Origin of the sequence: Desulfacinum infernum DSM 9756 (assembly GCF_900129305.1) — a bacterium.
Classification (GTDB): Bacteria; Desulfobacterota; Syntrophobacteria; order Syntrophobacterales; family DSM-9756; genus Desulfacinum; species Desulfacinum infernum.
The window spans coordinates 162,027-187,822 of the sequence record NZ_FQVB01000004.1 but is presented as its reverse complement, the minus strand read 5'-3'; the positions used below and the strand labels follow the sequence as shown (position 1 = coordinate 187,822).

At 61.9% G+C, this 25,796-nt stretch carries 29 protein-coding genes; 13 read left to right on the top strand and 16 right to left on the bottom strand.

The features are described from left to right. Positions 1 to 80 precede the first annotated feature (80 nt). From BUB04_RS01950 to ffh, 6 genes are all read right to left on the bottom strand, one after another. Positions 81 to 674 (bottom strand): RNA methyltransferase, encoded by a 594-nt coding sequence (locus BUB04_RS01950; RefSeq protein ID WP_073036429.1) that lies wholly within the window; start codon positions 672 to 674, stop codon positions 81 to 83. Then, positions 671 to 1,405, bottom strand: coding sequence for a tRNA (guanosine(37)-N1)-methyltransferase TrmD (trmD, locus tag BUB04_RS01945; RefSeq protein WP_073036427.1), 735 nt, complete (start codon positions 1,403 to 1,405; stop codon positions 671 to 673). Before trmD ends, BUB04_RS01950 begins: the two co-directional genes overlap by 4 nt. Next, positions 1,395 to 1,922: a ribosome maturation factor RimM gene (gene rimM / locus BUB04_RS01940; RefSeq protein ID WP_073036424.1), complete on the bottom strand. Its 528-nt coding sequence runs from the start codon at positions 1,920 to 1,922 to the stop codon at positions 1,395 to 1,397. The genes trmD and rimM overlap by 11 nt, the downstream gene beginning before the upstream one ends. 5 nt (positions 1,923 to 1,927) lie before the next feature. Beyond that, positions 1,928 to 2,161, bottom strand: a complete 234-nt coding sequence (locus BUB04_RS01935) for a KH domain-containing protein (protein ID WP_073036422.1) — start codon at positions 2,159 to 2,161, stop codon at positions 1,928 to 1,930. 43 nt (positions 2,162 to 2,204) lie between these two features. Beyond that, positions 2,205 to 2,465, bottom strand: a complete 261-nt coding sequence (rpsP, locus tag BUB04_RS01930; RefSeq protein ID WP_073036419.1) for a 30S ribosomal protein S16 — start codon at positions 2,463 to 2,465, stop codon at positions 2,205 to 2,207. Positions 2,466 to 2,553: 88 nt separating this feature from the next. After that, a complete protein-coding gene (gene ffh, locus BUB04_RS01925) occupies positions 2,554 to 3,909 on the bottom strand; it encodes a signal recognition particle protein (protein ID WP_073036417.1) in 1,356 nt (451 codons plus the stop codon). Positions 3,910 to 4,157: 248 nt separating this feature from the next. On the opposite strand from ffh, the gene BUB04_RS01920 reads away from it, so the two are divergent. From BUB04_RS01920 to amrS, 4 genes are all read left to right on the top strand, one after another. Beyond that, a complete protein-coding gene (locus tag BUB04_RS01920) occupies positions 4,158 to 4,784 on the top strand; it encodes a cytidylate kinase-like family protein (protein ID WP_073036415.1) in 627 nt (208 codons plus the stop codon). A gap of 110 nt (positions 4,785 to 4,894) precedes the next feature. Beyond that, on the top strand, positions 4,895 to 5,068 hold the full coding sequence (locus BUB04_RS19210) for a hypothetical protein (RefSeq protein WP_178371875.1): 174 nt from the start codon (positions 4,895 to 4,897) through the stop codon (positions 5,066 to 5,068). Beyond that, on the top strand, positions 5,065 to 6,573 hold the full coding sequence (gene amrB / locus BUB04_RS01915) for an AmmeMemoRadiSam system protein B (protein ID WP_073036413.1): 1,509 nt from the start codon (positions 5,065 to 5,067) through the stop codon (positions 6,571 to 6,573). The genes BUB04_RS19210 and amrB overlap by 4 nt, the downstream gene beginning before the upstream one ends. A gap of 28 nt (positions 6,574 to 6,601) precedes the next feature. After that, positions 6,602 to 7,753, top strand: a complete 1,152-nt coding sequence (gene amrS, locus BUB04_RS01910; RefSeq protein WP_073036411.1) for an AmmeMemoRadiSam system radical SAM enzyme — start codon at positions 6,602 to 6,604, stop codon at positions 7,751 to 7,753. 225 nt (positions 7,754 to 7,978) lie between these two features. Here amrS and BUB04_RS01905 read toward each other — a convergent pair whose 3' ends face one another. The 7 genes from BUB04_RS01905 to BUB04_RS01875 form a co-directional block, all read right to left on the bottom strand. After that, entirely contained in the window at positions 7,979 to 10,240 is a 2,262-nt protein-coding gene (locus BUB04_RS01905; RefSeq protein ID WP_178371874.1) for a spermine/spermidine synthase domain-containing protein, read from the bottom strand. Positions 10,241 to 10,392: 152 nt separating this feature from the next. After that, on the bottom strand, positions 10,393 to 11,592 hold the full coding sequence (ilvA, locus tag BUB04_RS01900; protein ID WP_073036508.1) for a threonine ammonia-lyase: 1,200 nt from the start codon (positions 11,590 to 11,592) through the stop codon (positions 10,393 to 10,395). Between the two features lie 2 nt (positions 11,593 to 11,594). After that, positions 11,595 to 12,800 carry a DNA polymerase IV gene (locus BUB04_RS01895; RefSeq protein ID WP_073036408.1) on the bottom strand — a complete coding sequence of 402 codons (1,206 nt, stop codon included), beginning with the start codon at positions 12,798 to 12,800 and terminating at the stop codon, positions 11,595 to 11,597. Continuing rightward, positions 12,797 to 13,435, bottom strand: a complete 639-nt coding sequence (locus tag BUB04_RS01890) for a 50S ribosomal protein L11 methyltransferase (RefSeq protein WP_073036406.1) — start codon at positions 13,433 to 13,435, stop codon at positions 12,797 to 12,799. The genes BUB04_RS01895 and BUB04_RS01890 overlap by 4 nt, the downstream gene beginning before the upstream one ends. Next, entirely contained in the window at positions 13,420 to 14,193 is a 774-nt protein-coding gene (locus BUB04_RS01885; protein WP_084075902.1) for a TatD family hydrolase, read from the bottom strand. Before BUB04_RS01885 ends, BUB04_RS01890 begins: the two co-directional genes overlap by 16 nt. Beyond that, complete coding sequence (locus BUB04_RS01880) at positions 14,174 to 14,824, bottom strand: endonuclease III domain-containing protein (RefSeq protein WP_073036403.1); 651 nt, start codon at positions 14,822 to 14,824, stop codon at positions 14,174 to 14,176. Before BUB04_RS01880 ends, BUB04_RS01885 begins: the two co-directional genes overlap by 20 nt. A gap of 256 nt (positions 14,825 to 15,080) precedes the next feature. Beyond that, positions 15,081 to 15,731, bottom strand: a complete 651-nt coding sequence (locus BUB04_RS01875; protein WP_073036402.1) for an HAD family hydrolase — start codon at positions 15,729 to 15,731, stop codon at positions 15,081 to 15,083. 429 nt (positions 15,732 to 16,160) lie between these two features. Between BUB04_RS01875 and BUB04_RS01870 the strand changes: the two genes are divergently transcribed. The 3 genes from BUB04_RS01870 to BUB04_RS01860 all read left to right on the top strand — a co-directional run bounded on the left by BUB04_RS01870 (position 16,161) and on the right by BUB04_RS01860 (position 18,426). Next, complete coding sequence (locus tag BUB04_RS01870; protein WP_073036400.1) at positions 16,161 to 16,358, top strand: cold-shock protein; 198 nt, start codon at positions 16,161 to 16,163, stop codon at positions 16,356 to 16,358. Between the two features lie 83 nt (positions 16,359 to 16,441). Continuing rightward, complete coding sequence (locus BUB04_RS01865) at positions 16,442 to 17,422, top strand: peptidylprolyl isomerase (RefSeq protein ID WP_178371873.1); 981 nt, start codon at positions 16,442 to 16,444, stop codon at positions 17,420 to 17,422. Positions 17,423 to 18,234: 812 nt separating this feature from the next. Further along, positions 18,235 to 18,426: a hypothetical protein gene (locus BUB04_RS01860; RefSeq protein WP_073036396.1), complete on the top strand. Its 192-nt coding sequence runs from the start codon at positions 18,235 to 18,237 to the stop codon at positions 18,424 to 18,426. Positions 18,427 to 18,504: 78 nt separating this feature from the next. Here BUB04_RS01860 and BUB04_RS01855 read toward each other — a convergent pair whose 3' ends face one another. Together BUB04_RS01855 and BUB04_RS01850 are read right to left on the bottom strand one after the other, a co-directional pair. Next, a complete protein-coding gene (locus tag BUB04_RS01855; protein ID WP_073036394.1) occupies positions 18,505 to 18,975 on the bottom strand; it encodes an FKBP-type peptidyl-prolyl cis-trans isomerase in 471 nt (156 codons plus the stop codon). A gap of 113 nt (positions 18,976 to 19,088) precedes the next feature. Continuing rightward, on the bottom strand, positions 19,089 to 20,210 hold the full coding sequence (locus BUB04_RS01850) for a DUF362 domain-containing protein (RefSeq protein WP_073036392.1): 1,122 nt from the start codon (positions 20,208 to 20,210) through the stop codon (positions 19,089 to 19,091). A gap of 275 nt (positions 20,211 to 20,485) precedes the next feature. Between BUB04_RS01850 and BUB04_RS01845 the strand changes: the two genes are divergently transcribed. Then, positions 20,486 to 21,085: a VOC family protein gene (locus BUB04_RS01845; RefSeq protein WP_178371872.1), complete on the top strand. Its 600-nt coding sequence runs from the start codon at positions 20,486 to 20,488 to the stop codon at positions 21,083 to 21,085. A 73-nt stretch (positions 21,086 to 21,158) separates the two neighbouring features. Here the strand turns inward: BUB04_RS01845 and BUB04_RS01840 are convergent, their stop codons facing one another. After that, a complete protein-coding gene (locus tag BUB04_RS01840; RefSeq protein ID WP_143156313.1) occupies positions 21,159 to 21,413 on the bottom strand; it encodes a hypothetical protein in 255 nt (84 codons plus the stop codon). A 303-nt stretch (positions 21,414 to 21,716) separates the two neighbouring features. Here BUB04_RS01840 and BUB04_RS01835 point away from each other — a divergent pair, with 303 nt between their 5' ends. The 5 genes from BUB04_RS01835 (at position 21,717) to BUB04_RS01815 (ending at position 25,768) form a co-directional block, all read left to right on the top strand. Continuing rightward, entirely contained in the window at positions 21,717 to 22,688 is a 972-nt protein-coding gene (locus tag BUB04_RS01835; RefSeq protein ID WP_218588349.1) for an RnfABCDGE type electron transport complex subunit D, read from the top strand. Next, on the top strand, positions 22,685 to 23,326 hold the full coding sequence (locus BUB04_RS01830) for an RnfABCDGE type electron transport complex subunit G (protein ID WP_073036386.1): 642 nt from the start codon (positions 22,685 to 22,687) through the stop codon (positions 23,324 to 23,326). The genes BUB04_RS01835 and BUB04_RS01830 overlap by 4 nt, the downstream gene beginning before the upstream one ends. 99 nt (positions 23,327 to 23,425) lie before the next feature. After that, positions 23,426 to 24,043: an NADH:ubiquinone reductase (Na(+)-transporting) subunit D gene (locus BUB04_RS01825; RefSeq protein ID WP_073036384.1), complete on the top strand. Its 618-nt coding sequence runs from the start codon at positions 23,426 to 23,428 to the stop codon at positions 24,041 to 24,043. Between the two features lie 15 nt (positions 24,044 to 24,058). Beyond that, the gene (locus BUB04_RS01820; RefSeq protein WP_073036382.1) at positions 24,059 to 24,652 is read left to right on the top strand and encodes an NADH:ubiquinone reductase (Na(+)-transporting) subunit E; all 594 of its coding nucleotides are present in this window, start codon (positions 24,059 to 24,061) and stop codon (positions 24,650 to 24,652) included. Positions 24,653 to 24,664: 12 nt separating this feature from the next. After that, positions 24,665 to 25,768 carry an NADH:ubiquinone reductase (Na(+)-transporting) subunit F gene (locus BUB04_RS01815; RefSeq protein ID WP_073036380.1) on the top strand — a complete coding sequence of 368 codons (1,104 nt, stop codon included), beginning with the start codon at positions 24,665 to 24,667 and terminating at the stop codon, positions 25,766 to 25,768. Positions 25,769 to 25,796: the final 28 nt, after the last annotated feature.

Here is a 25,796-nt window from a genome sequence, read left to right as displayed (position 1 = left end):
CTCCAGAGGGATTCCCGGGTCGCACGAGCGCCTTTCTTTACCGCACAAGGCCCCCTTCCGTAAAGCCCGAAATGCCTCCCTCAGACGTCTTTATTCATCACATCCCTGAAAAACCGATCCACCAGGATGGAGGCGGCACTGCGCACTGATAGATGATTGTAGCATCCCCGCCCCTCGATGGGAGCGAGAAAACCGTGGCATCGCTCCAGCACCGAAGGGGCCAGTCCCCACCCCGTTCCCAAGACCAAAACGCCCGGAACGTTTCTTTCTTCCTGCATCCGGCGAGCCTGGGCCGGACTGATCCCCAGGGGGTGTCTTTTGGCGGATGTGGCCCAAAGCAACGGAGTGCGCCCCGTTTCGCCGCGGATTTCCTCGCTCAAGCTTTCCACGGACCCGACCAGTCGCAGCCGTCTCAAGGCTCGTTCGCGATCCGGATGGAGCTCCTTGCCCACATTGTGCAGCCAATGGTGCGTCAGGCGTCTCACCAGATCCTGCTGATCCTTGAGCGGCGTCACCACGTAGCAAGCCGGCAGTTCGTAGGTGCAGGCCAGGCGCGCCAGATCGTGCAGGTCCAGGTTGGTGACGGCCGAGGCGATCTCTTCCCCCCGGCGGTTGAGCACCGGATAATGGACCAGGGCCAGATAAAGCAAGGGATTGAAAACGTCTTTGCTCATGGCGCCAGCCGGTCGTACTCGTCCAGAAGTTTCCGGTCCTCTTCGCTGAGTACCAGGCGCGAGAAAAGGTCCGGCCGCCGGGCCCGGGTCCTGGCCAGGGCCTGCATGCGGCGCCACCGGCGGATCCTTTCGTGATCGCCCGAAAGGAGCACTTCCGGGACCTTGTATCCCCGAAAGTCTCGAGGTCTCGTGTAATGCGGGTGCTCCAGGACGGGCTCGGCAAAGGATTCGGCTTCCGGCGATGCCTCGTTGCCCAATACCCCGGGAAGAAGCCGTGCCACCGCATCCACGATGACAAGGGCCGCCAGCTCCCCGCCGGTCAGGATAAAGTCGCCGATGGAGATCTCCTCATCCACGAAATGCTCAGCCACCCGTTCGTCCACCCCTTCGTAGCGGCCGCACACAAGGACCAGGCGGGGCATCGTACGGAATCGGCGGGCCACGTCCTGGGTGAAAAGCCGGCCCTGGGGAGACAGCAGCACCACATGGGGCGTGGGTCCCAGGGGACTCACGGCCTCCAGCGCGCCCACGATGGGTTCCGGTTTCATCACCATGCCCTCACCGCCACCGAACGGGCGATCGTCCGTCATCTGGTGCTTGTCCGGGGCGTAGTCCCGGATGTTGTGCAACCGCACGGTGAGGATCCCTCGCTGGCAGGCCTTCCCCAGGATACTCTCGCGCAAGGGGCTCTCGAAAATTCCGGGAAAGATGGTCAGGATGTCAAAGATCATCGGTCAAACCCGCGGGCGGATCCACCACCACCCGGTTCTCCTCCAGCTTCACGTCCCGGATCACATCCACCACGGCCGGCAGCAGGATCTCCCGCCCCCGTTCGTCTTCCACCACGTAGATATCGTGGGCCGGGCTTTCCAGGATTTCCTTCAAGGTGCCCAGAAAGCGGCCGGAGACCGTTTCCACGCGGAGCCCCACAAGCTGGTAGTGGTAGTACTCCCCGTCGTCCAGCGCCGGCAGTTCTTCCTCCGGGACCCCCACTTCCAGACCCACCAGGGCTTGAGCGGCCTCCAATTCGCGCACTTCCCTGAAGCGCACGCGCCACTGGCGGCCGTGGGGCCGGATGTCCTCAATGGTGAGGGCCTTGGGAATCCGCATGGAGGGCAGACACACAAAAAGACGCTCGTCGGATCGGCGTTCTCCGAGCGTCTCTCCATAGGCGACGATGAGTACGGCACCGTCGATTCCGTGAGTCCTGCTGACCCTGCCCACAGGAACCCACTTGGATGCTTTCATCGTCCTTATTCGATGATTTCCAGGACAGCCCGTTTTCTGATCTTGGTGGATGCGGCGCTGAGGATCGTTCGCATAGCGCGGGCGGTACGCCCCTGTTTGCCGATGACCTTGCCCAGGTCCTCTTTGGCCACCCGCAGCTCGATGACGGAGGTTTGCTCCCCTTCGATTTCCGAGACGTGCACCTGTTCCGGCTTGTCCACCAAAGCCCGCGCCATGTACTCAATCAGTTCCTTCAGCATGCTCCCCTCCACCTTCTCTGCACCGCGACCGCCCAAGTCCTCGTCACGAAGCCTTCGGTACGGCCTTGTCGGCGTGCTTGCGGATCAGACTCCGAACGGTTTCCGTAGGCTGTGCCCCTTGCTGAAGCCAATACTGCAGGCGCTCGGCGTTGAAAGTGACTGTCGCTGGGTCCGTCAGGGGGTTGTAAGTTCCAATGCGTTCGATGAACCGACCGTCGCGGGGAGCTTCCGAATGGGCCACCACGATGGAATAGAAAGGTCGCTTCTTGCTGCCACGACGTGCCAAACGGATACGAACCGGCATGGTGTTTTTCTACCTCCTTTGATTACTGTACACCAAATCGCACACACCCTCAAAACAAATTTGGAGCGTATACACCACGTTGGCCAAATTAAAAAGGGAAAAATGCCTTCACGCGCTTTTTCTTCTTCTTGCCCTTCTTGGTGGCCTTGCCGCCGCCCATCATCTGGCGCATCATGCGCCGGGCGTCGTTGTAGCTGCGCAGGAGCTGGTTCACCTCCTGGACCGATGTGCCGCTGCCCCGGGCGATGCGCCTCTTGCGGCTGGCGTTGATGATCCCGGCGTTTTGGCGTTCCTGCTTGGTCATGGAGTTGATGATGGCTTCGGTCCTCACCAGCGCCTTTTCATCCACCTCCATCTTTTTCAGCTCCTTCAGGATCCCCATGCCCGGAAGCATCTTGAGGATCGATTCCAAGGAGCCCAGCTTTTTCACCTGTCGAAGCTGATCCCGAAAATCCTCCAACGTGAAGCTGTCTTCCTTGAACTTTCGCGCCATCTCCAGGGCTTCCCGTTCATCGAAGGCCTCCTGAGCCTTTTCGATGATGGTCAGCACATCGCCCATGCCGAGAATACGCGAACTCATCCGGTCCGGATGAAAGACCTCCAGGGCGTCCAGTTTTTCGCCCACACCCACGAACTTGATGGGGCAACCCGTGACCGCCCGGATGGAAAGGGCCGCACCGCCCCGGGCATCGCCGTCCAGCTTGGTGAGGACCACACCCGTAATGTGGAGGGCCTCGTGAAAGGAGGAAGCCACACGCACCGCATCCTGCCCCGTCATGGCATCGGCCACCAGCAGCACTTCCTGGGGCTCCAGGATGGCCTTGATGCGCCGGAGTTCATCCATGAGCTCCTGGTCGACGTGCAGGCGGCCTGCGGTATCCACAATGAGGGTATCGCACTGGTGTTCCCGGGCGAAGCCCACCGCCCCACGGACGATGTCCTCGGGCTTTTGATCCACGGACGAGGGAAAAACGGGCAGGTTCAACTGGCCCGCCAGCGTCGTCAGCTGGTCGATGGCCGCGGGTCGGTACACGTCGGCCGGCACCAAGCACGGGCGCCGCTTGTTCTTGCTCAAGTGCCGGGCCAGTTTGGCCGCGGTCGTGGTCTTACCGGACCCCTGAAGACCCACCAGGACGATCACCTGGGGACTTTTTCCGGTGAGTTCCAGCGGAGCGGCGGTCCCTCCCATCAGGTCGGTGAGGGCCTCATTGACGATCTTGATGACCTGCTGGCCCGGAGTAAGACTTCCCATCACCTCCTGGCCCACGGCCCTCTGGGCGATGGTCTTCACAAAGTCCTTGGCCACTTTGTAGTGCACGTCGGCTTCCAGCAGAGCCAGGCGAACCTCCCGCAGGGCCTCCTGGATGTTTTGCTCCGTCAGCTTGCCGTGCCCTTTCAGATGGCGAAAGACCTTCTGGAATTTGCTGCTCAGATTGTCGAACATGGTCCTGTCTGTCCACTCCCCTCGGTGTTCCGAGCACTGGGCGCTTTTTTTGGGCAACACGGCATGCTATATTTTCATTAACTTACTGTCAAGAAACGTGAATTGCGAGAGCGGCTGCGGCGGTTCTTGTCTTCGTATCCCTTCCGACGCCCATCTCCACGGATTTCATGAGGATCTTGCCGTTGGCACAAGGCCCCGCGGTGCGCGCGAGGGGCCGGCACCCAACCCCGGATTGAAGGAGGGCGGACATGGCGGTCATCACCATCAGCAAGGAGTATGCGTCGGAAAGTGAGGAGTTCGCCAAGCGTTTGGCGGACCGTCTGGGCTATTCCATCCTGGACAAGCAACTGGTGGCGGATGCGGCTCGGGAGCTGCGCATATCCGAAAGTGAGGCCCAAAGCTTTCGCAAAGGCCGTGAATCCCGCCTTCTGCGCCTGATCGACCGCTACACCGCCAGCACCGTGCAGAAGGTGGTGGACCGCTCCTACGGGCGCCTGGACGACAGAAACTACCACGAAGTGACGGTGAAGCTCGTGCGAAGCGTGGCGGAAGAGGGAAATGTGATCATTCTCGGCTGGGGTGCCCAGTGCATCCTCGCGGAGCACCCCGGCACGATCCATCTGAGGATCGTGAAGACCCTGGAAGACCGCATCCGGTGGCTCAAGGAAAACATGGAGATGGACGACCGCTCGGCCCGGGATCTCATTGAACGGGAGGAAAAGGAATCGGCGGCCTACATCGAGCACTACTTCAACCGATCCTGGGACGACCCCCACCTGTACCACGCCGTCTTGAACCTGAGCCGGATCCCCATGGAGGACGCCCTGGACTGCGTGGAGGCCTGGGTGAATCGGTCCGTGAACCGTAATCCGTGAACCGTGAGCCGTGAGCCGTGATCGCTCCCGTGCATGAGTGACGAGTGACGAGTAATGGGTGACGAGTAATGGGTGACGAGTAATGGGTGATGAGGGATGGGTGATGAGGGATGGGAAGTCTTGCCCTTTTACCAGCAAAGCGCCGGGTGGGATTTACGGATCGTCCTGACGATCAGCGCGAACCCCGCCACCTCGCATGGATGAAAGAGCAGGTCATCGCCTTCATTTCCATCGGCGTTGATTGCCGTTCATTGGCGGTTCTTTTAAAGCCCGAAAAGCCATGAAGCAACCGTCCTTTCTTGTCCTCATCCTTCTCTTTGCTCTGGCCCTGACCGGGTTGGGCCGCCCCTTTCCCGGCGCCTCGGATCAGGTGCGTCCGTCCATTCTTGCCGGAACCTGGTACCCCGGGGATCCGGAGGAACTCCAATCGGCTGTGGGGCGTTATTTGGCCCATGCCGATTTCCATCCCCTTCCCGAAGGAGCGACCCTCCTTGCGCTGGTCTCACCGCACGCCGGCTATCGCTACAGCGGTGCAACCGCCGCCTACGCCTATCGGGTCCTCCAGGCCCGCCCATGGCCGACGGTTGTGGTGGTGGCCCCCAGCCATCGCGTTCCCTTCCAAGGAATTTCCATCTACGATCGCGGTCCCTACGAAACCCCGCTGGGGCGGATCCCCGTGGATTCCGATTTCATCGCGGACCTCAAGGACCGCATCCCGGAACTCCCATGCGTGGAAAGAGCCCACGCCGTGGAACATTCCGTGGAAATTCAGCTCCCCTTCCTGCAAACGGTCCTCCCCAAATTTCGCCTGGTGCCCGTCCTCATGGGGCGAGTGGGCTGGGAGGATTGTGTCCGATTGGCCGATGTCCTGGCATCCATGTGGAAGGACCGCCCTTTTGTGGTGGTGGCCAGCACGGATCTTTCCCACTACCATTCGGATGCCGAGGCGCGCCTCCTGGATGAGCGCCTGATCGACCACGTTCGAAACCTGGACGCCCGGCGGCTTTGGACAGACCTTCGTGAAGGTCGTTGCGAAGCCTGCGGTGGAGCCCCGCTCGCAACAATTCTCCTCTACGCACGCCGTTTCCGGAACCCGCAAGCGTCCATTCTCCACTACGCCACTTCCGCCGATGCCACCGGAGACCGCAGCCGCGTGGTGGGCTATCTGGCCGCCGCCCTCTGGATTCGGAAGGGGGCAAAGGCGGACGATTCGGAGGCTGAACCTGCGCTTGAGTCATCCGGAGAATCCTCCCTGACGGCCCGGGAAAGAGAAATACTCAAGGACATCGCCCGAAAGGCCATCGAAGCCAGGCTTCACGGCACCGACCCGCCCCGGATCGATGGGGACCGCCTCACCGAAGGACTTGGCCGCAAGCGCGGAGCCTTTGTCACCCTGAAGATCCAAGGCCGCTTGCGGGGATGCATCGGCCAGATCGTGGGACGGCATTCGCTGGCGGAAACGGTGGCGCGCATGGCCGAAGCCGCCGCCTTTCAGGATCCCCGTTTTCCACCCCTGCGCGCCGAGGAGTGGCCCCGCGTCCGCCTGGAGATCTCGGCGCTCACGCCCTTGAGGCGCATCGGGAGCCCGGGGGAGATTCAGGTGGGAGTTCACGGCATCTACATCCGCAAGGGATGGCGAAGCGGGTTGCTGCTACCCCAGGTGGCCGTGGAATACGGCTGGGACCGGCAAACGTTCCTGGAACACACGTGTCAAAAGGCCGGGCTTCCTCCGGACGCCTGGAAGGATTCCGATACGGAGATTTACGTCTTTTCCGCCGAAGTTTTCTGAACGGTCCGGCAACCACGGGGGATGCACCATGGATCGACGCTGTTTTCTTAAAACAGGGCTGTGTGCGCTGTGGGCCTGCGCCCTGGGCGGGCCGCCCTTCCTGCCGTCACGCGCCCTGGGAGCCGGCCTGAAGCTAAAAAAAGGCGCACTGAGCCCTCACCCCTCCCCCTACTTTATCCCGATCGGATCCGGCACGATCCGTTGCCTCCTTTGCCCGCGCCGGTGCGAAGTGGATCCCGGGGAGCGGGGTTACTGCGAGGTGCGGGAAAACCGGGACGGGATCTATTACAGCCTGGTGTACGGCAACCCGTGCGCCGTCCACGTGGACCCCATCGAAAAGAAGCCCTTCTTCCATGTGATTCCCACCACACGGTCCTTTTCCATCGCCACGGCCGGTTGCAACTTCGATTGCAAGTTCTGCCAGAATTGGGAAATTTCCCAGGCACGACCGGAGGAAACCCGAAATTTTCTGCTCGCGCCGGCTCAGGTGGTACAACTGGCCGCACAGTACGGGTGCGCCTCCGTCGCTTCCACCTACGTGGAACCCACCATCTTCCTGGAATATATGCTCGACATCGCCAAGGGATGCCGAGAGGCGGGCCTCTTAAAGGTCATGCACTCCAACGGGTTCGTGGAAAAGAAACCCCTGGAGGACCTGGCGCCCTACCTGGATGCCGCCTGCATCGACCTGAAAGGCATCCGGGATGCCTACTATCGCGAAATGACCGAAGGGTGGGTCCAGCCGGTGTTGGACACCCTGAAGCGGCTTAAAGAAAAGGGCATTCACACGGAAATCGTCAACCTCCTGATCCCGGGAAAGAACGACGCGGACACCGACCTGCGCGATCTGTGCCGATGGATAGTGGCGGAGCTGGGCCCCGACGTGCCGGTTCATTTCACCCGGTTCTATCCCCGTTATAAACTCCAGGGCCTTCCCCCCACGCCCGTGGCCACGCTGGAACGGGCCCACGCTACGGCCCTCCGTGAGGGTCTTCGCTTCCCCTACATCGGCAATGTCCCCGGCCACCCTGCGGAAAGCACCTTCTGCCCCCGCTGCAACACCCTGCTCATCCGCCGCACCGGCTATCGAACCGAACCCGTTCGTTTCCGGGACGGCCATTGTGCCCAATGCGGTACGGCCATCCCCGGAATCTGGAAGCGGCCCGGCAAACCCGCCTGACCGGGTTCTTTAATGGAAAGAAAACCGCCAATGAACGCGAATAGACGCCTATGGCAATGAGCGAGACGTGGGAGCGGCGAAAGCCGCGAAAAGGGATGGGCGGCCATCTCCCGCCAGTGTGTCCGCCACCTCATCGCGCCTTCCGGCGCTCCCACAAAAAGGGCTCTAGACTGGTGCAGGTTCTTTCATCCGTGCGGGGTGGCGAGTTTCGCCATGATCGTTAGGCTATCTTAGGCGGAGCGAACGGAGAAGAGCCGCGAAGGTCACTGCGAGAAAACCGGCGCATGCCCAACCGGCACCCGACAATCCCCAGATGGGAAGGAGAATCAGCGTGCCTCCCATCGCCGCCGAGGCCGCCCCCGCCAGGTCCCAAGCGTACAAACGGGGCCCCGCGGCGCCTTTTCCCGATCTTATCTTGCAGACCAGACACGAAAGGCCGAAATGGGCCCCTCCCAAGACGCCCATCCCTCCCGCCGCCGCACAAAAGAACACCAACGCCCAGGGCCGCGAAGGGAAGGCGATCCAGGACGGGGCGCCGCGGCCGAAGGTCCATCCCAAGGCGAGAGCCAAGGCCGCCAACCCGGCGTGAGCAACCAGCAAGGCCTGTTTTGCCCGGGCCCAACCGCCGGGTTTATCCACGAAACAATGGGCCGCCAGGGCGCCTGCGGAAAGCCCGGTCATGAACGTCGTCACCAGGAGTGCCATGGCCGTGTAGAGAGCCCCTTCCCAGATCTGGTATGCGAGGAAAAGGACGATTTGGAGCACCATGAGGGACGCTCCCACCGAAAAAACGGCCAAGGCCGCTCCCCGCTCCACGGGAAGTCGGGGACCGAAGACGAGCCATATAAGCAGAAGGAAGGCAACCGCCGAGACCACAGCCGCTCCGATTTTCCGGAACGCGGGCGACGTCATGGGGCCGATCCAGTCGCCGCTTGCCCCGCCTTCCGTGCGAGCCGTCCACCATCCCAGGGCATAGAGAAACCCCACGGGATGCCCATCCCGGTTGAGCTCGGGCGGGGCGGCGGCCAGAACCTGGTCAAAGTACGCCTGCCTCAGAGGATCCAGTAGGTTCTCCAGGCGATCTCGGCGCACGTATTGAAGCGCCAGCCCTCTTCGCTCAGCCCGCCCCGCGAGGATTTCCGGATCCCTGGCAAGGATTCCGGGGTTCCGGGCCGCCACCAGCCGGATCCGGCTTCCCGGATAGAGCACCCGATCCCCGAACACATGGTCCAGTGCGCCCAGAACGGAAGACACCAGACGAATCTGGGCTTCGCCGAGCATCTCCTCGCCGCCGGAGACCGTGACGGAAATCACGCCGCCGGAGCACAAAAGGCCGTCCAGATCCCTGAAGAACTCCACCGTCCGGAACCGATTGAGAGCGAGCGTCACCGGGTCCGCCGTATGGAGAAGCACCACGTCGTAGCAATCCTCGGCTCGGCGCACATACCGCCGGATGTCATCGCAATGAAAACCCACCGTGGGATCCTCACGATCCAGCCGACTCATGGACAGGAGGACCGGGTCCGGATCGACCACCAGAATCCGGCGCAAGTCCGGATAGCGAAGCAACTCCCGTAGGATTTCAGGCCCGGCTGCTCCCAGAACCAGCACCTTCTGCGGGTGCCCGTGCTGGAGAAGGGCCAGATGGACGGCGTCTTCCGCCCCTTGCGGATCCGGGATGCTGTAGGCCCATAGTCCGTCGATCATGACCGACTGTTGTCCTTGCCCCTGCAGCACGGTGATGTTGTGATAGGGTGTGTCCACGGAACGAACCAGGCCGCTCCCCCACACCCAGGACCGGCTCCAGGATTCCAGGCGGCCTCCCGCGGCCCACAGGGACGCCAACATCAGCCAGGCCGCCGCCAACGCCACCGCAGGACCGGTACCCACCGCCCGGCCCATGGTGATAAGCGCCGCCAAGGCCGGTACCCAACCGGAAAGAATCGCCGCCTCCAGGGCGGTGCACCGAGGAAGGAGAAGGAAATAGAAGGTGAGGCCCCCGATCCCGGCCCCTGCGGCTTCGGCGGCATAGATCCACAACCCGCTCCGTCCCTTTGGGGTGGAATCGGCTGCCGCCATCCAGATGGAACCGAACAAGAAGCCGAAGAGCAGACACAGGGGCGCGGTCGTGGCACCGGTCAGGAGGATCGTCTGCCCCAGCCCCGGCACATCGCCTCGCGGAATGTGAAAAAGCAGCCTGGCACCGCGGATCCAGATCACCGTTATGGGCATCGCCAGGGCGTAGGCCGAAAGCAACCCGGGAATGAGAGAGCTCCACCGGCGGGATGCGGAAACGGCAGGGAACTTCCCAAACAGGCGGGGGGCCAGGGCGCTCCCCGCGGCGGTCCAAAGGAGCCAAAAAAAGAGAACGATCCCGACGGAAAGTTCGTTACCGTAGAATTGGACGAAGATTTCCCGGAGCATGAGGATCTGGGCGACGGTGCTCGCCCAGCCGGCGGCGCCAATGGCTGTAAGGTGTCGTCCCATGGATCCGCTGCCCGCCATTCGTCATCCGAGATCCGCAATCCGCACAACAGTGCTTCCTTTACGGTCCCCCCCGGCCCCTTTGCCAAAAGGGCGAGACTCCCCATCCCCCATCCCTCATCACCCATCACTCGTCACTCGTCACTCATCCCTCGTCACGGAACCAGTTGATATCCCGCGGTCTTCAGCGCCTCCGTAAGGGCTTCCATGTGGTCGAACCCGCGGGTCTCCACCTCCAATTCCACACGGGTCACATGGAGGGGCAGGTCGGGCACGTTGCGGTCGTGGTAGATGTGCAGCACGTTGGCACCGTGCGCCGCCACCACCCCCAAGAGGCGTGCCAGCGATCCGGGCACGTCGTCCACCTGCACGGTGAATCGCATGAGCCGCCCGCTCTTGAGAAGCCCCTTGGTGAGCACCCGCCCCAACAGGGGACTGTCCACGTTCCCTCCGCTGACCACCAGAACCACTTTGCGGCCCTTTTCGCAGCGCACCGCACCCGTCAGAAGGGCCCCCAAGGGCACCGCGCCGGCTCCCTCGGCCAGGACCTTTTTTCTCTCCAGGAGAAGCAGCAGGGCCTCGGCGATGTGCTCCTCATCCACCGTCACCACCCGGTCCACGCGGCGGCGGATGACCTCAAAGGTCTTCTCTCCCAACCGCTTCACGGCAATCCCGTCGGCGATGGACTGCGCGCTTCCCACCGCCACCAGTCGTCCGGTACGCAACGCTTCGTTTGCGGAAGGACAGACGGCCGCCTCCACCCCCACCACCTGCGTTCGGGGTCGAAGGGCTTTGATGGCGGTGCCGATGCCACCGATCAGGCCTCCGCCTCCCACGGGCACCAACACCAGGTCCGGATCGGGAAGGTCTTCCAGGATCTCCAGGCCCACGGTGCCCTGGCCCGCCATGATGTCCTCGTCGTCGAAAGGATGGATGAAGGTCCGCCCTTCCCGGCTCAACTCCAAGGCCTTATCCAGGCTTTCACTCAAGCTGGTCCCGTGCAGGATCACGTCTCCGCCGTAGTTTCGCGTGGCGATCTGCTTCGTGATGGAGGCCCAGACGGGCATGACGATCACCGCCGGAACGCCGGCCTGCCGGGCCGCCAGGGCCACTCCCTGGGCGTGGTTTCCCGCCGAGGCCGCTACCACCCCCCGGGGGCCGAGCTTGTCTCGATTTTTGAGGATCTTGTAGGTGGCGCCGCGGACCTTGAAGGATCCCGTCTTTTGAAGATTTTCCAGCTTCAGGTACACGTCGGCTCCGAACAGGTCGCTCAACGTGGGCGAATAGACCAACGGCGTGCGGATGATCCTTGCTTTGAGGACCCGCGCGGCATCCCGGATCCGGTCCAATTCCATGTTCACCTGTCTTCTCCTTGTCCGTCGTCTTTTTCCGTAAGCAGCGTGAGATCCCACAGGCGGCCGCGTCGCACGGCACCGGCTCCGTACCTGTGGCGAATCGCGTCCAGGGCCGTGTCCAGCCGCCTTCTGCGGTTTTCTTCCCTGTTTTCGAAAAGGTGGAGCTGGCCCCGTCCCGCGGAAAGGCCGCTGACGCTCACGCCCGTGAGCCGTATCTTCCGGCCGCGGGGCACACCGGCAAAAAGAGCCAGCACCTCGCCATAAATGGTTTCCGTGCTGTCGGTGGGCAGGGGCAGCGTGCGGCTTCGGGTGATCTGCTTGAAGTCGTCGTACTTCACCTTGAGGGTCACGGTACGGCCAAGGATGCCCCGCCGTCGCAAGCGCCGGGCCACACGGTCCGACTGCAGCAGCAGCCACTTGTGGAGGACGGCATCCTCGGCCAGATCTTCCTCGAAGGTGTTTTCCGCTCCGATGGACTTGGCGGGCCTCTGAGGGTTCACCGGATCCGGATCCACGCCAGAGGCCCTCTCGTAGATCCATCGTCCCGCCCTGTCTCCGAACCTTCTCGTCCAAAAGGTTACAGGCTGCGCCGTCACCTGCCCGCAAGTCCTGACGCCCAGGACGCTCAGCTTCTGCAGGGTCTTGGGACCGATCCCCGGGACCTTGGCCACCGGGAAGTCTTGGAGAAACGATCTTATTGCGTCGGGAGGAATCATGGTCAGGCCGTCCGGCTTGTTCTGATCCGAGGCGATCTTAGCCAGCAGCTTGTTGGGGGCGATCCCGACGGAGCAGGTAAGGCCCGTGGCCCGGCGGATTCTGTCCTTGATCCTTTGAGCCGTTACCTCGGGCGGTCCGTGGAGTTCCTCCGTTCCCGTGAGGTCCACGAAGGCCTCGTCGATGGAAAGGGGCTCCACCAACGGCGACAGGCTCCGCAGGATGTCCATCACGACTTGGGAGACTTGCTGGTAGCGGCGCATCCGCACGGGCCGAACCACCAGATGCGGGCATTTTTGGAGTGCCTGGAACATGGGCATGGCGGAATGAATGCCGTACCGGCGCGCCTCGTAGGAGGCGGCGGAAACCACCCCCCTTTTCCCTCCGCCCACCACCACCGGGCGTCCGCGAAGTGCCGGATCGTCGTGTTGCTCCACCGAAGCGTAAAAGGCGTCCATGTCCAGATGCAGAATCGTGCGCACCCTTTGCTTCATGGCCTGCTCCCCGCTTCCGGATCCGTTCGCAAAGCCAAGACGGCCATCCAGGTGTAGCTTCCCGATGGTGGGATGCCGAAGAAGCTCTCATCTCCCCGAGTCCTCTCCAGGACGACAAAACCGGCTTCCTTCAGTTGAGCCATGACGGGCGCCAGGTGAAAGTCCTGGAATCCGGAAACGAGGAGCAGACCGCCCACAGCCACACGCTGCATGGTTTCCCAGCCGATCTCCAGCCAGACGTGCCAGGGAACGTTGGCCGCCACGAACGAAAACGAACGGCGAACGCAGTCCACGGATCCCACCACCCAGGCCGATTGGGTCTCCATGCCGTTTTCCAGTGCGTTTCGGGCGGCCCCCCAAACGGACGGGCCGTGAACGTCCACCCCCACGGCCCAGCGGGCACCCAGGTGGACGGCCGCCAGGGCCAGGATCCCGGAGGCGCATCCCACATCCAGAAACGTGCCCCCTTCCAGCCTTGTACGGTGCTTTGCCAGCATCTCCACGCAGAGCCGGCTGGTCACGTGCCGCGGGTGAAATCCCCGGGGCGTCCGGACCACCAGATTTCTGGTTCGCTTTTCCCAGGGAAAAATCGGCGAGACATGGATGCGAAAAGGGGCGTTCACGGGCAGTCGCATGACGATGCCTCGTCCCGGGGCCGAAGTCCGAAAAAGATCTCGGCGTTTCGGGTGGTTCGCCGGGCCGTTTCTTCCAGGGAAAGATCTTTCAGTGCGGCCAGGGCCTTCAGGGTGATCCAGACGTGGGCGGGTTCCGCCGGGCGTCCCTGATAGGCCACGGGGGCGTCCGTTTCCACCAGGATCCGGTCCAGGGGCGCGCGTTCCATGGCGGGGCGGTGTTTGGTGTGCATGGCCAGGGCCGGGGTGGCCGAAACGTAATAGCCTGCGGCCAGGATCTCCTCCAGTACGTCCAGCGGGCCGCTGTACCAATGGAAGACGGCTCGGCGAACCCCCGCTTCCCGCACCATGGAAAGGCAGCGCTGATGGGAAAAGCGGCTGTGGACGATGACCGGCTTGTCCAACTGGGCGGCCGATTCCAGAACACGCCGAAACACCTGGCGCTGCAGCTCCTTTTTCACCTTTACGCGGTAGTCCAGGCCCACCTCCCCCAGCGCCACGCAACGGGGAAGAAGCCGCCGTATCTCAGCCAGCGTCTCTTCCACCTGCTCCGCACGCACGCTCCAGGGATGATACCCCACCGCCGGAAGCACCACAGATGGGAACCGATCGGCCAGGGTGATGGAACGCCGGTTCGATGCCGCATCCATCCCCACGGAGACGATCCGGGCAACCCCGCTCTCTAAGGCTTTCCGGACGACGGGTTCCGGATCGTCGAAATCGTGCAGATGGGCGTGCCCATCAATCACCGCCGTAGGCATCGCAATACTCCTGTACGGGACACTGCGAACAAAGGGGATTTCGCGGCCGACAGATCGTCTGCCCGTGCTTGACCAAAAGCTCGTTCACCAGAAGAAGCCACGGATCCGGAAGCAAATCGCGCAGTTCCCGTTCCGTCTCTTCGCCTCTTTCGGTTCGAACCACCCCCAAACGATTGCTGATGCGGTGCACATGGGTGTCCACCGGAAGCGCGGGTATGCGAAAGCCGTAGACCAACACACAGGCGGCCGTCTTTCGGCCCACACCGGGAAGCGCCAGCAAATCCTCCATGGTGTCGGGCACGCACCCCCCGTGCCGCTCGCAAAGGACCTGCGCGATCTCCTTAAGGCGTCCCGCCTTGGTCTTGAAGAAGTTCACCGGTCGTACCAGCTCCCGGAGAATCTCCACGGGAGCCTCGGCCAGGCTTTCCGGGGTCGGATACCGGGCCAGGACGGCCCGGGCGGCCGCATCGGTCATTTCATCGCGGGTGCGGTGGGACAGCACCGTCCCCACGAGCACCCGAAAGGGATCCCGGCGGGTGTGCCAATTCCAGGGCGTGGTGCCGTAGCGTTCCGCCAAGATTTGCAGGATCTTTACGGCCTTCCGCTTCTTTTTCGTGGTTCCGTTTTCCATTCCTGCGTCCGCGATCGCGTTTTAGCAGGCGTCAGCGCCCCCGCGCTCACCGCTCCCACCCATGGCGCTCATGGCCGTGGGCTCGCGTTCCTATCTCGTTCTTTTTCGCATTCACCACCATCACGGAAGTCCAGGACGACCACAAGGGGAAAGCCCGGTTTGGCATTCGCCCCCACATCCGGGGCGCATGGACTGTGCAAGGCCACCTCTGATGCATGGGTGGATGGCGGTCCGCTCTTGTGCTTCCGAAACGGTGCTACAGGAAGGGAAGAAGAGCACGCGGCGTCCGCAGGAGAACCTGGGCGCCGCCTTGAACCAGTTCCTCCGCCGCTCGAAACCCCCATAAGGCCCCCACGGGAAACATGCCCGACGCCACGGCGGTCTTCATGTCCACGGCCGTGTCGCCCAGGTGGATCCAGTCCGAAGGGGGAATTCCGGCATCCCGGGCGATCTGCCGGGCGGCGGACGGATCGGGCTTCACGGGAGCTCCGGGCGACGCGCCCACCACCGCATCGAAACGGAACTTCGGAAAGAATCGGGCCACCATGTCTTTGGTGAAGTCGTCCATCTTGTTGGAAAGGACGGCCAAACGCGCTCCTTTTGCCGCAAGGGCGTCCAGAACTTCCGGAATTCCGTCGTAGGGCCGGGTATGCGCATGACCCAAAGCCCGGTACTCCTCGCGCATGGCGGCGACAAAACGAGGAATCTCCTCCTGGGAGCAGCTGCCGTCGGGCAGCGCGCGCCGCACCAGCCACTCCACGCCGTCACCGACGAACCTCTTGTAGTCAGCCACGGCGTGCGGGGGGAAACCGTGCCTTCGAAGCACTCGATTCATAGCCTCCGCCAGGTCGGAAATGGTGTCCAGCAATGTTCCATCCAGATCGAAAAGAACGCCCCGAAAACGCATGTCTTCTCCTTTATCAGCCAAAAGGCGGTTGCAAACCGCTCCTGCACCCATCATCCGGATGGGGAACTTCTTCCCCACCGCCTGCAAAAGCTACCCGGGGTGACGGCCATGGGATGGAAAATCGTACCACCAACCGACGAAGCGAAACAAGGAGTGTCCAGCCCCGTGGAATTGACAATTTTCGCCGTACGGCGGACATCTTGGCATGATTATTCACTTGTCTCTTCCAACGGACTGGGCTAGAAGGGTCGTTGTGGTAAATGGGAAACGTTGTGTTTTCCCAGGTTTTAACGTTTTTGTGTACGTGTAGTTGGGGTCAGTTCCTGGGGCCCATGGAAGTACGGTCTTCCGCTTGGGCAAGACCATCTCCTGGCTGCCGCCGAGCAAGACCCGACGAGGCGTACCACAGAAGAGAGGAGTTCTGGAAACATGGAAGGCCGAGTCAAATGGTTCAATGAGAAGAAGGGTTATGGCTTCATTGAAACGGACAGCCAGGGAGACGTCTTTGTTCACTACACGGGCATCCAGGGAGAGGGCTTCCGGACGTTGACCGACGGAGATGCCGTCAGTTTCGACATTACGGAAACCCCCAAGGGCCCTCAGGCCATCAACGTGAAGAGAATCTAAGCTGAAGACGGACGACGGATAAGGAAGCACCCCGGGCCATGTCCGGGGTGCTTTTTTTTACCATTTCACAATGGGAGAACAGCATGACACAGTTAAGAAGGTTCGCTTTGCTTTGCCTGGTGGCCGCTCTTGCCTTCCTGCCGGCCGATCCGGCTGCGGCCGCCGATGCTGGCCCGGCTGCGGTGGTGAACGGAACGGCCATATCCCGCGACGCCTTCGATCGGCAGATGGACGGCGTTCGCCAAAGTCTTCTGCAGTCGGGCCACCTGCTCAATGACGTGCAGCTTCGCGATGTCAAGGAGCGGGTTCTGGAAAGCCTCATCGATCGCGAGATCCTCTACCAGGCATCCACCGCCAAGGGCTACAAGGGAGACTCCCAAGCCGTTGAAGCGCGACTGGCCGACCTCAAGAGCCGATTCGACACCCCGGAGGCCTACACGGAAGCCCTCAAGGGCATGAACCTTACCGAGGCTTCCCTCCGACAAGAGCTTTTGCAAAACAGCGCCATCGAGCAGTTCATCGACAAAGACCTGAGCCGAGGGGTCACGGTGAGCGATGCGGAGGCGGAGGCCTTCTACAAGGAGCGCCATGAGCTCTTTGAAAGGCCGGAGCGGGTCCATGCCCGTCACATTCTGGCCGCGGTAGCCCCGGACGCTTCGGAAGCGGACAAGAAGGCGGCCCGCGAAAAGATCGCCGACGCCCAGAAAAGACTCCAAAAGGGCGAAGACTTCGCCGCTGTGGCTTCCGAGATGTCCGACTGTCCGAGTCGGGAAAAAGGCGGGGATCTGGGGCTGTTCGGCCGTGGCGAGATGGTCGAGCCCTTCGAAAAGGCAGCCTTCGCCCTGGAGCCCGGCAAGACGAGCGATGTGGTGGAGACCCAGTTCGGCTATCACCTCATTCAGGTGACGGAGAAGAAGCCCGCCGAGACCGTTCCGTTTGCGGACGTGAAGGACACCATCGTGGATCATCTCCAAAAGCAGAAGGTGAAAGGGGCGGTGGAGCAGTTCATCGGCGAGGCCAAAAGCAAGGCCAAGATCGAACGCACGCCGGTGGATGAACTCTAAGAGGCTGTCCGACAACAGTTCTCCGACCTACAAGGCCGAGGAATTTGGGTCCTCCTCGTAGCCGCTGGGCTTGAGCCCCCCGGAAAGGTCCATCGCAGCCCCTTGAAGTGACGGGAAGTGAGCGATGGCCTATCCAACGTCCGGGGCTTCTTGCGCAGCCCTGAAGGGCTGCGCTACGGGAAAAGCGCTCATCCGGAACGGTTTCGGACAGGCTCCTCCTGCCCCGCCCCAACCGGAAGCCCGTCGCGGTGCTCCCCGTCCCTTCCCGGGGGCCGGCCCCTTGGGACCCGTGAACGCCAACAAGAACATGGGGGACGCGAACTGTAGGGGCGAAAAATCTTTCGCCCCTACAGTCCAGGTCTTCATGCATCCCAATTTGCCGCATACCATCATGGTGTTCCGCCCATGCGCTAGTCTACGTGCGGGAAACGTCTTTTGCGCAGGAACCGGCATGCCGTCCATTCGCCATGCGGCCCGCACCCGGCTCATGCCGGGCTCCCCGACTGTCTTCCGCTGAGGACCCAATAACCCTCCACTCCCATTCACAGCCCTCCTGGGATGAAGCAACGGCAGCGTTGGCAACCGTCCTGCACCGTGCTAAATATGCCGGGCGGAAGCGGGAGCCTCTAACTTGCCGGGAATTCTGAATCCCCGCTCCCCGTTCAAGCCGGGGACAAGCTTCGCGGGGATGGCGAAATCTTCCGTAAGGCGCTCTCGGCCTATACTCAGACAAGCTCCCAGCTCATGCGGAAAAACGTCCGCCCGGGCAAGATGCGCTCAAGGCTTGGCGGGAAGGGAGGTGAGCAGAGGCCATGGCGGATCATATGGAATGCATGTGCCAGGATTGCGGCATCTCTTCCCACTTCCTGGTCACGGATCTTTCCTACGATGAGGCTGGGCCGGGGGAAAGGCGACTGGTTCAGAATCTGTTTTGCCCCGAATGCGGAGGGCAGCTCTTCGTGGTGGGCCGGGTCGGCGAAGAGCCCAACTACCGGACCGGCTGAAAAAAACGGGCGGGATGGATGCCATCCCGCCCCTCGCTCTCGTTCTCAAACAGAATCTATCTCAAACGGGCGATCTCGTCAGCAGCTGCAGCCGCAACCACAACCGCCCTGGGACGGTTGGTCGCTGATTTCCACCAGTTCCACGTCGAAATTCAAGGCCTTGCCGGCCAAGAAGTGGTTCAGGTCCAGGGTGATGGCCTCATCGTTCACATCGGTCACGGTGGCGTACACCGTCTGGTTGTCGTGGGTGGTGAGTGAGAGCACCTGGCCCAGCTGCGGTTCGAAATTGGGAGGCAGTTCCGATCGGGCGAAGGACTGGGTCAACCGCTCGTCCCTTTCCCCGTAGGCATCCTCGGCGGGAATTCGGAAGCTCTTCTTTTCGTTCACGGCCATCCCCGTGATGGCCTCTTCGAAACCCGGAATGACTTGTCCGGAACCGAGCTGGAATTCCAGGGGCTGCCCCCCCTCGCTGGAATCAAAAATCTGGCCGTCATCCAGCTTGCCCGTGTAGTGCACTTTGACGAAATCGCCCTTTTCCGCTTTCTTCATCTGTTTCTCCTTACTGTTTCGTTTCTCGGTAATCCTTGAGGCAACCCTAGTGCTCCCCGGATGGTAAGTCAAGCGTCGCGGCCATCTTTCTTCCAGCCCCAGGGCGAGACAGGCTACCACGCACGGCGCGTGGCCAGGGAAAGGAGGCGGCCCAAGGCCGACTCACGCGGCATCAGCGCCCCGAAGGGGCAGACTTCCACGCAGCAGTAACAACGAATACACTTTTCATAGTCGAAGCGTGGTTCGGGATGGGATTCTGCAACCGCCCCGGCCGGGCAGATCTCCCAGCACTTGCCGCACGCTCGACACCGGCCGGGAAGGACCTCGGGGCGCCGCAGCAGGTATCGCCTTTGCAGCCCATGAAGCTTCGGGGGTCCGAAGAGCAGCGAACCCATTTTCGGCAGACGGAAGTCCGTGACGGGCTCGACTTTTCCTTCGATTTCCACGGCGGACGGCTGAAAGCCCTGGTCCATGGCCGCCCGCAAGGTGGGTAGCTCCACGGCGTCGATCCCGAGGATTCGGCATACCGCGCAGTCCAGGGCCTCCCCGCTGCTTGAGGCGAGAAGGTACCCGATGGGCCTGGGGGTCCCTCCCAATCCTGGACCGTCCCCTTCCAGCCCCTGGACGCCGTCCAGCAGATGCACCGCCGGGTCGATGGTTCGGCAGATGGTGACCAGGAGCCGGGCAAACCACTCCGCATCCACGCCCGCACGCATATGCCATTGGGGCTTTCGGACCCCCACCACACAGCCGAAGAGGTTCTTCACCGCCAGGGTGAGTAACATCTGGGAGTGCGCCTTCCATTTGGGCACATTCACCACCACGTCCGCTTCCACGGCTTCTCGGGCCAGCTCCAGCCTATGGAAGGGAGGAGCCGCCGAGACGCTCACCGATTCCTTGAACTCCTGCACTTGAACGGGCAAGTCCCGCAGGGCTTCTTCCAGGCCGCTCCGGCGAAGGACGGCGCCAAAGGGTCCCACGGCGGGGCTGTCGGCCACCAGGATGCGCGCCGTGCCGTCGGAGACATCCAGAACCCATTGGCAAACGGTTTTCACGATAGCCGGGTGGGTCACCACCGCCCGTTCCGCCGCGGCGGGAGCCAGCAGGTTGGGTTTTACCAGAACCCGGGCGTTTCGCAGTCTCCCGGCCGGGAGAAGGGGCTCCAGCAGGGAGGAGATCGTTTCCTTGAGCCGATGATCATAATCGGCTAGGCTTTTCACGATGACTTTGGCCACCGATTCGCTCCCGATAGACACTGGGGGCAACGTTTTTTCGGCCGGGAGAAGAGGGGCCGGCCGGGACCGTCGCATCATTCTGCCAAGGCTACCATAAAGGGGATTGCTTGCCCACAGCCGCTTCCTTCTTTTCGTGCGGATGCAGAAAGCGGCCCCCGTGAATTTCACTGAACGCGCACGCGCAAAGCCAAGGCATGTAGGGGCGGTTCGCGAACCGCCCCTACATCAGCCCGAAGCACACCGATCAAACTCGCTCTTGCAAGGAGTACTTCTCCATGAAACCCATCCGCTACAACGGGATCAACCACCTGGCCATGGTGACACGAGATATGGACGCAACCATTCGCTTCTGGAGGGATCTTCTGGGCATGCCACTCGTGGTGGCCATGGGACGGCCCGGTTACCGTCACTATTTCTTTTCCATCTCCGGAACCGATGCCATCGCCTTTTTCGAATGGCCCGATGCGGCCCCGGTGGATGAAAAAGACCACGGCGTGCCGGTGCGCGGTCCCGTCGTCTTCGATCACGTATCCTTTTCGCTCGAAGGAGCGGACGATCTTTGGGAATTGAAGGCGCGGCTGGAGGCCGCCGGCTTCTGGGCGTCCGAGGTGATCGATCACGGCTTCATCTGGTCGCTCTATTCTTTCGATCCCAACGGCATCCCCATCGAGTTCAGCTATCCGCTGCCCGATGTGGATGTGCGCCGCCGGCCGCGGCTCGTGGATCCCCACCCGTCCGCCGTCACATTGGAGGGACCCGATCCAGTGGGCCATGTCTGGCCGCATCCCGGCACGCCCATCCCGGAAGACGAAAAGAGGGTGTATCCCGGGGAAGGGGAGAAACTCAAAGATCCACGGGCGCTCTGGAAGCGGTGAACCGACACGGCGCCCTACGAACCCCTGCTTCAGGTTCCACCTGGGATCCTACGCGTTTAGGATCTATTCCCGCTCATCCGCACTTTTCTTGGGCTCTCAGCGCGCCCGGGTCCTTTTCGAGCCGGGAAAAGAGATCCCGCAACCGATCCACCTCTTCCGGCAGGAGATCGTCGGGCACTTGCCCCTTGCCCACCGCCCGCGCCGTGATGTAGCGGGCGCAGCCCGTGTAATCTCCATCGCAATAGCGTTCGCGCATGCGCCCGTTACACGATTTCCGGCACTCGGTGAGAAAAAAGCAGCATGTTGGCTTGAGGTCGCAGCAGACCATGGTGATATCCCCTTCCACAGGATAGATGGAACGGCGATCCCCCGTTCCTGAAAATTGCGGCCTTATAGCGATCCGGACATCCAATTGCAACCTTTCATTCACCCCTTCGGTTTTTTTTAAAAAAGACTTGAGGGACGGCAACCTCTGCGGACAAACCACCTACCACCCCAGCGGCAACCGCCGTGGCAACGGCATCAGCTCTCTTGAACTACTTCTCCTAATCGGTTAGCTATGAGGGCACGCACGAAAGTGACGGACGGTGGTGGTTTCGGATTCTGCAATCTAGGCGGACGATCGGAAGAAATGATGCCCAGCGGTGGCTTGGTTCCCAAGAAGTATCTTCTGGTGCAACCGGTGATGATGCGGGTCGTTGTGGGTTTGCTGCCGTGTCTTGCCGGATCGGTCCTTTTCTTCGGCTGGCGCCCGATCCTTGTCACCTTGGTGGCCCTCACGGCCGGCACCCTGGCGGAAGCCGCTTTCACCCTTCGGCAGGGCAAGCCCGTCACCTCCGCGGTCTTTGTGACCAGTCTCATCTATTCCCTGAGTCTCCCTCCCACGGTGCCCCTTTGGATCGTCGCCGTGGGCATCGTTTTCGGCGTCGTATTCGGCAAGATGGCCTTCGGCGGATTCGGCTACAACGTCTACAACCCGGCCATGGTGGGGCGCTGTTTCGTTTATATCAGCTTTCCCATCTTCCTCACGGCGCGATGGGTGCCGCCCTTCGGTTCCCTGGCCGAGGGGGTCCGCGGCTGGCTTCCGCCCTTGGACGCGGTCACGTCCGCCACGCCCTTGCGCCTGGTCCAGGCCGGGCAGGACGTTCCCCTGGGGCCGCTCTTTTTCGGCAACATTTCCGGGTCCATGGGAGAAACCAGCGCCCTGCTTGTTCTTCTCGGCGGCGTCTACATCATCTATAAGAAGGCCGCCCAGTGGCGACTGGCCGTCTCGTGCCTTTTCGGAGCCGCCGCCACCGCTTCCATTCTCTACATCCTGCGGGTTCCCGGAGTCCCCGACCCCCTCACCAATCTCCTGGCTGGATCTCTGTTGTTCGGCGCCTTTTTCGTGGTCACCGAACCCATCAGCGGGCCCAAGACTAAACCCGCCCAGTGGGTTTATGGAGTCGGCATCGGCTCCCTCACCATCCTGTTGCGACGCTATTCCAACTTTCCGGAAGGCGTCATGTTTTCCGTGCTTTTCATGAACACATTCGTGCCGCTGCTCGATCGGGCGGTCAAGTTCTTTCAAGAAAAGAAGAAAGCACAGGCCACGGCGTCATGAAAGAGCGGCTCTTTTCGGTCCTGTTCATGTTTGTTCTGGCTCTCGCCTTCACCTCGGTGGTCGGGGGGGTGAATTGGGTGAGTCAGGAGCGCATTCGCCTGAACGAAGAAACCAAGCTCCAGCGCATCGTCCTTTCGGTGCTGGACCTTCTGCCCGCCGAGTCCGCGGGCAAGCAGGAGATGCAGCTAGCCTTCCAGCGGCGTATTCGCCCCCTGTCCTTGGGGGACCGAACGCTCTATGTGGCTTTGGATCAGGACGGAACCCAGGTGCTGGGATACGCTTTTCCCATTTCCGGCCCCGGTTTTTGGGGCCCCATCTACGGAATGATCGCCGTGGATGCTCAGGTGCAAAAGATCCTGGGCATCGCCTTCTACCGGCACAGCGAAACCCCCGGATTGGGTGGCCGCATCACCGAAGCATGGTTCCGTGACCAGTTCCGAGGAAAAGAGTTGCAGGTTCCCGGTCCCGGCATGCGGTTCTTCTACCTCAAGCCGGCCGGCACGTCCGCGGCCCCCAACGAACTGGACGGCATCACCGGAGCCACGGAAACCAGCCGGCGTCTGGAAGCCTTTCTGGATCAGGAGCTGAAACGCACCATCCCGCTCCTGCTGGAGCAACGCAAGCTGGGAAAGATTTGATGGGAAAGAGAACCGCGAATGCACGCCAATAGACGCAAATGGAAATGACCCGATCCCAATAGGGATGAAGATACCGCACTCCTTGCAAGGATCATCGTCATGGCAGCGGATACGGCCAAGAGTCTCTTTCGAAAAGGCGTCTGGGGAGAAAACCCCGTTTTTCGTCAAATCCTGGGGATCTGCTCCGCCCTCGCCGTCACCAACCTCATGACCAACACCTTCATCATGGGAGTGAGCCTCATCTTCGTCACCGCCATGTCCAACGCCACGGTCTCGGCCCTCAGGCGCATCACCCCCGGCCGCATCCGCATGATGGTGCAGGTGCTCATCATCGCCTCCTACGTGATGATCGTGGACATCGTGCTGAAGGCCTACCTGCCGGAGATCAGCGAGGCGCTGGGCCCCTACGTGGGACTCATCATCACCAACTGCATCATCATGGGAAGGTGCGAGGGCTATGCCCGTAACAATCCCGTTTGGCTGTCCTTTTTGGACGGCATCGCGTCGGGAACCGGCTATGCCCTGGTGCTTCTCGTCATCGCGTTCGTCCGCGAGCTTCTGGGCTTCGGCACCGTTTTCGGCCACCCCGTCATGCCTTCCTGGTGGGTCCCCTGGACCATCATGGTCATGGCCCCCGCCGGCTTCTTCATGCTGGGCCTTTTCATCTGGGTGGCCTACCAGTTCGAAAAACCCGAAGAAAAGAAAGCGCCGCGCTAGGAGGGCCCCACCGGCATGGAAACCACCTTGAGCGCTCCGGTGATCTTTTTCGCCGCCATCTTCACCAACAACATCCTGCTGGCCAACTTCCTGGGCATGTGCTCCTTTTTGGCCATCTCCAGGGAGCTCAAGTCCGCCGTGGGCCTCGGCCTCGCAGTCACCTTCGTCATGACCTGCACCACGGCCATCAATTTCCTGGTCTACCATCACCTGCTCGTTCCCTTCGGCCTGGTGCACTTTCGTTACATTGTCTTCATCATCGTCATCGCCGCCTTCGTCCAACTGGTGGAGATGGTCATCGACCGCTATTCGCCGGCGCTCTACGTGGTTCTGGGCGTCTTTCTGCCGCTCATCACCGTCAACTGCGCCATCCTGGGCGTCTGTCTCTTCATGATCATCCGTCACTACAATTTCATTCAGTCGGTGGCCTACGGGTTCGGCGGCGGCTTGGGATGGCTTCTCGCCATTACGGCCTTGGCCGGGATCCGGGAAAAGATTCGGAAGGCTCCGATCCCCAAGGCCCTGGAGGGCCCTGGGATCAGTCTCATCGTCGCGGGCCTCATGGCCCTTTCGTTCATGGCCTTCAGCGGCATGATCCAGATCGGTTGAGGTCGACATACCATGGTACAACTCGCCTTGGGTCTCCTTTCCATAAGCGCCTTGGCGGCCTTTCTGGCCCTGCTGCTGGAAGCCGCCCACGCGGTTCTGGCCGACTACGGCGAATGCCGCATCTCCATCAACGAGGGGGAAAAGGAGCTCACCGTCCAGGGAGGAGGAAAACTCCTGGGCACGCTTATGGACCAGGGCATCTTCATCCCCTCCGCCTGCGGCGGCCGGGGAAGCTGCGGGCTGTGCAAGGTCCAGGTTCTGGATGGCGGCGGCCCCATCCTGCCTACCGAAACACCCTACATGGATGAAAAGGAAATCGCCGAGCAGGTGCGCCTGTCGTGCCAGGTGCGCGTGCGAAACGACCTGCTGATCCGCATCCCGGAGGAGTTCTTCCTCATCAAGGAATACACCGCCGTGGTGGCCGGGCTTCGTCCTCTGACCCACAACATCAAGGAGGTGCATCTCAAGCTGGTGGATCCGCCGGAGATCACCTTCAAGCCCGGCCAGTTCATCCAGTTCCAGGTGCCCGAATACCCCGGCTGCCCGGAACCGGTGTACCGGGCCTATTCCATCGCATCGCCCGCGGTCCTCAGGACCGAGATCAAGCTGGTGATCACCCGCGTGGAGCACGGCCTTGCCACCACCTACATCCACACGCTGCTCAAGGAAGGCGACACCGTGCGCATCAACGGCCCCTACGGCGATTTTTACCTGCGCCATTCCGAGCGGGAGATGATTCTCATCGGTACCGGCTCCGGCCTGGCCCCGCTTATGTCCATCCTGCATCAGATGGCCGACGAAAAGATCGACCGCCGGGCCACCTTGTATTTCGGAGTCCGAGCCAAGGCCGATCTCTTTTATCAGGAGGAAATTCAGACCCTGGCGGAACGCATCCCGGGGCTCACCTACGTGCCGGTCTTGTCGGATCCGGCCCGCGAAGACGCCTGGGAGGGAGAAACCGGGTACGTCACGGACGCGGTGGCCCGCCGGGTGGCGGACGCCTCGGACATGGAGGCCTATCTTTGCGGCAACCCGCTCATGATCAACGCCGCCGTGGACATCCTGAAGAGCAAGGGCCTCCCGGAAGACCGCATCTTCTATGACAAGTTTGCATGAGGCGCGGCCCATCCAGGGCCGCGTGAAG

Coding starts and splice junctions, on each gene's coding strand:
- BUB04_RS01950 (WP_073036429.1), bottom strand. CDS start 674: ATGAGCAAAGACGTTTTCAATCCCTTGCTTTATCTGGCCCTGGTCCAT.
- trmD (WP_073036427.1), bottom strand. CDS start 1,405: ATGATCTTTGACATCCTGACCATCTTTCCCGGAATTTTCGAGAGCCCC.
- rimM (WP_073036424.1), bottom strand. CDS start 1,922: ATGAAAGCATCCAAGTGGGTTCCTGTGGGCAGGGTCAGCAGGACTCAC.
- BUB04_RS01935 (WP_073036422.1), bottom strand. CDS start 2,161: ATGCTGAAGGAACTGATTGAGTACATGGCGCGGGCTTTGGTGGACAAG.
- rpsP (WP_073036419.1), bottom strand. CDS start 2,465: ATGCCGGTTCGTATCCGTTTGGCACGTCGTGGCAGCAAGAAGCGACCT.
- ffh (WP_073036417.1), bottom strand. CDS start 3,909: ATGTTCGACAATCTGAGCAGCAAATTCCAGAAGGTCTTTCGCCATCTG.
- BUB04_RS01920 (WP_073036415.1), top strand. CDS start 4,158: ATGGCGGTCATCACCATCAGCAAGGAGTATGCGTCGGAAAGTGAGGAG.
- BUB04_RS19210 (WP_178371875.1), top strand. CDS start 4,895: ATGGGAAGTCTTGCCCTTTTACCAGCAAAGCGCCGGGTGGGATTTACG.
- amrB (WP_073036413.1), top strand. CDS start 5,065: ATGAAGCAACCGTCCTTTCTTGTCCTCATCCTTCTCTTTGCTCTGGCC.
- amrS (WP_073036411.1), top strand. CDS start 6,602: ATGGATCGACGCTGTTTTCTTAAAACAGGGCTGTGTGCGCTGTGGGCC.
- BUB04_RS01905 (WP_178371874.1), bottom strand. CDS start 10,240: ATGGGACGACACCTTACAGCCATTGGCGCCGCCGGCTGGGCGAGCACC.
- ilvA (WP_073036508.1), bottom strand. CDS start 11,592: ATGGAATTGGACCGGATCCGGGATGCCGCGCGGGTCCTCAAAGCAAGG.
- BUB04_RS01895 (WP_073036408.1), bottom strand. CDS start 12,800: ATGAAGCAAAGGGTGCGCACGATTCTGCATCTGGACATGGACGCCTTT.
- BUB04_RS01890 (WP_073036406.1), bottom strand. CDS start 13,435: ATGCGACTGCCCGTGAACGCCCCTTTTCGCATCCATGTCTCGCCGATT.
- BUB04_RS01885 (WP_084075902.1), bottom strand. CDS start 14,193: ATGCCTACGGCGGTGATTGATGGGCACGCCCATCTGCACGATTTCGAC.
- BUB04_RS01880 (WP_073036403.1), bottom strand. CDS start 14,824: ATGGAAAACGGAACCACGAAAAAGAAGCGGAAGGCCGTAAAGATCCTG.
- BUB04_RS01875 (WP_073036402.1), bottom strand. CDS start 15,731: ATGCGTTTTCGGGGCGTTCTTTTCGATCTGGATGGAACATTGCTGGAC.
- BUB04_RS01870 (WP_073036400.1), top strand. CDS start 16,161: ATGGAAGGCCGAGTCAAATGGTTCAATGAGAAGAAGGGTTATGGCTTC.
- BUB04_RS01865 (WP_178371873.1), top strand. CDS start 16,442: ATGACACAGTTAAGAAGGTTCGCTTTGCTTTGCCTGGTGGCCGCTCTT.
- BUB04_RS01860 (WP_073036396.1), top strand. CDS start 18,235: ATGGCGGATCATATGGAATGCATGTGCCAGGATTGCGGCATCTCTTCC.
- BUB04_RS01855 (WP_073036394.1), bottom strand. CDS start 18,975: ATGAAGAAAGCGGAAAAGGGCGATTTCGTCAAAGTGCACTACACGGGC.
- BUB04_RS01845 (WP_178371872.1), top strand. CDS start 20,486: ATGAAACCCATCCGCTACAACGGGATCAACCACCTGGCCATGGTGACA.
- BUB04_RS01840 (WP_143156313.1), bottom strand. CDS start 21,413: ATGGTCTGCTGCGACCTCAAGCCAACATGCTGCTTTTTTCTCACCGAG.
- BUB04_RS01835 (WP_218588349.1), top strand. CDS start 21,717: ATGATGCCCAGCGGTGGCTTGGTTCCCAAGAAGTATCTTCTGGTGCAA.
- BUB04_RS01830 (WP_073036386.1), top strand. CDS start 22,685: ATGAAAGAGCGGCTCTTTTCGGTCCTGTTCATGTTTGTTCTGGCTCTC.
- BUB04_RS01825 (WP_073036384.1), top strand. CDS start 23,426: ATGGCAGCGGATACGGCCAAGAGTCTCTTTCGAAAAGGCGTCTGGGGA.
- BUB04_RS01820 (WP_073036382.1), top strand. CDS start 24,059: ATGGAAACCACCTTGAGCGCTCCGGTGATCTTTTTCGCCGCCATCTTC.
- BUB04_RS01815 (WP_073036380.1), top strand. CDS start 24,665: ATGGTACAACTCGCCTTGGGTCTCCTTTCCATAAGCGCCTTGGCGGCC.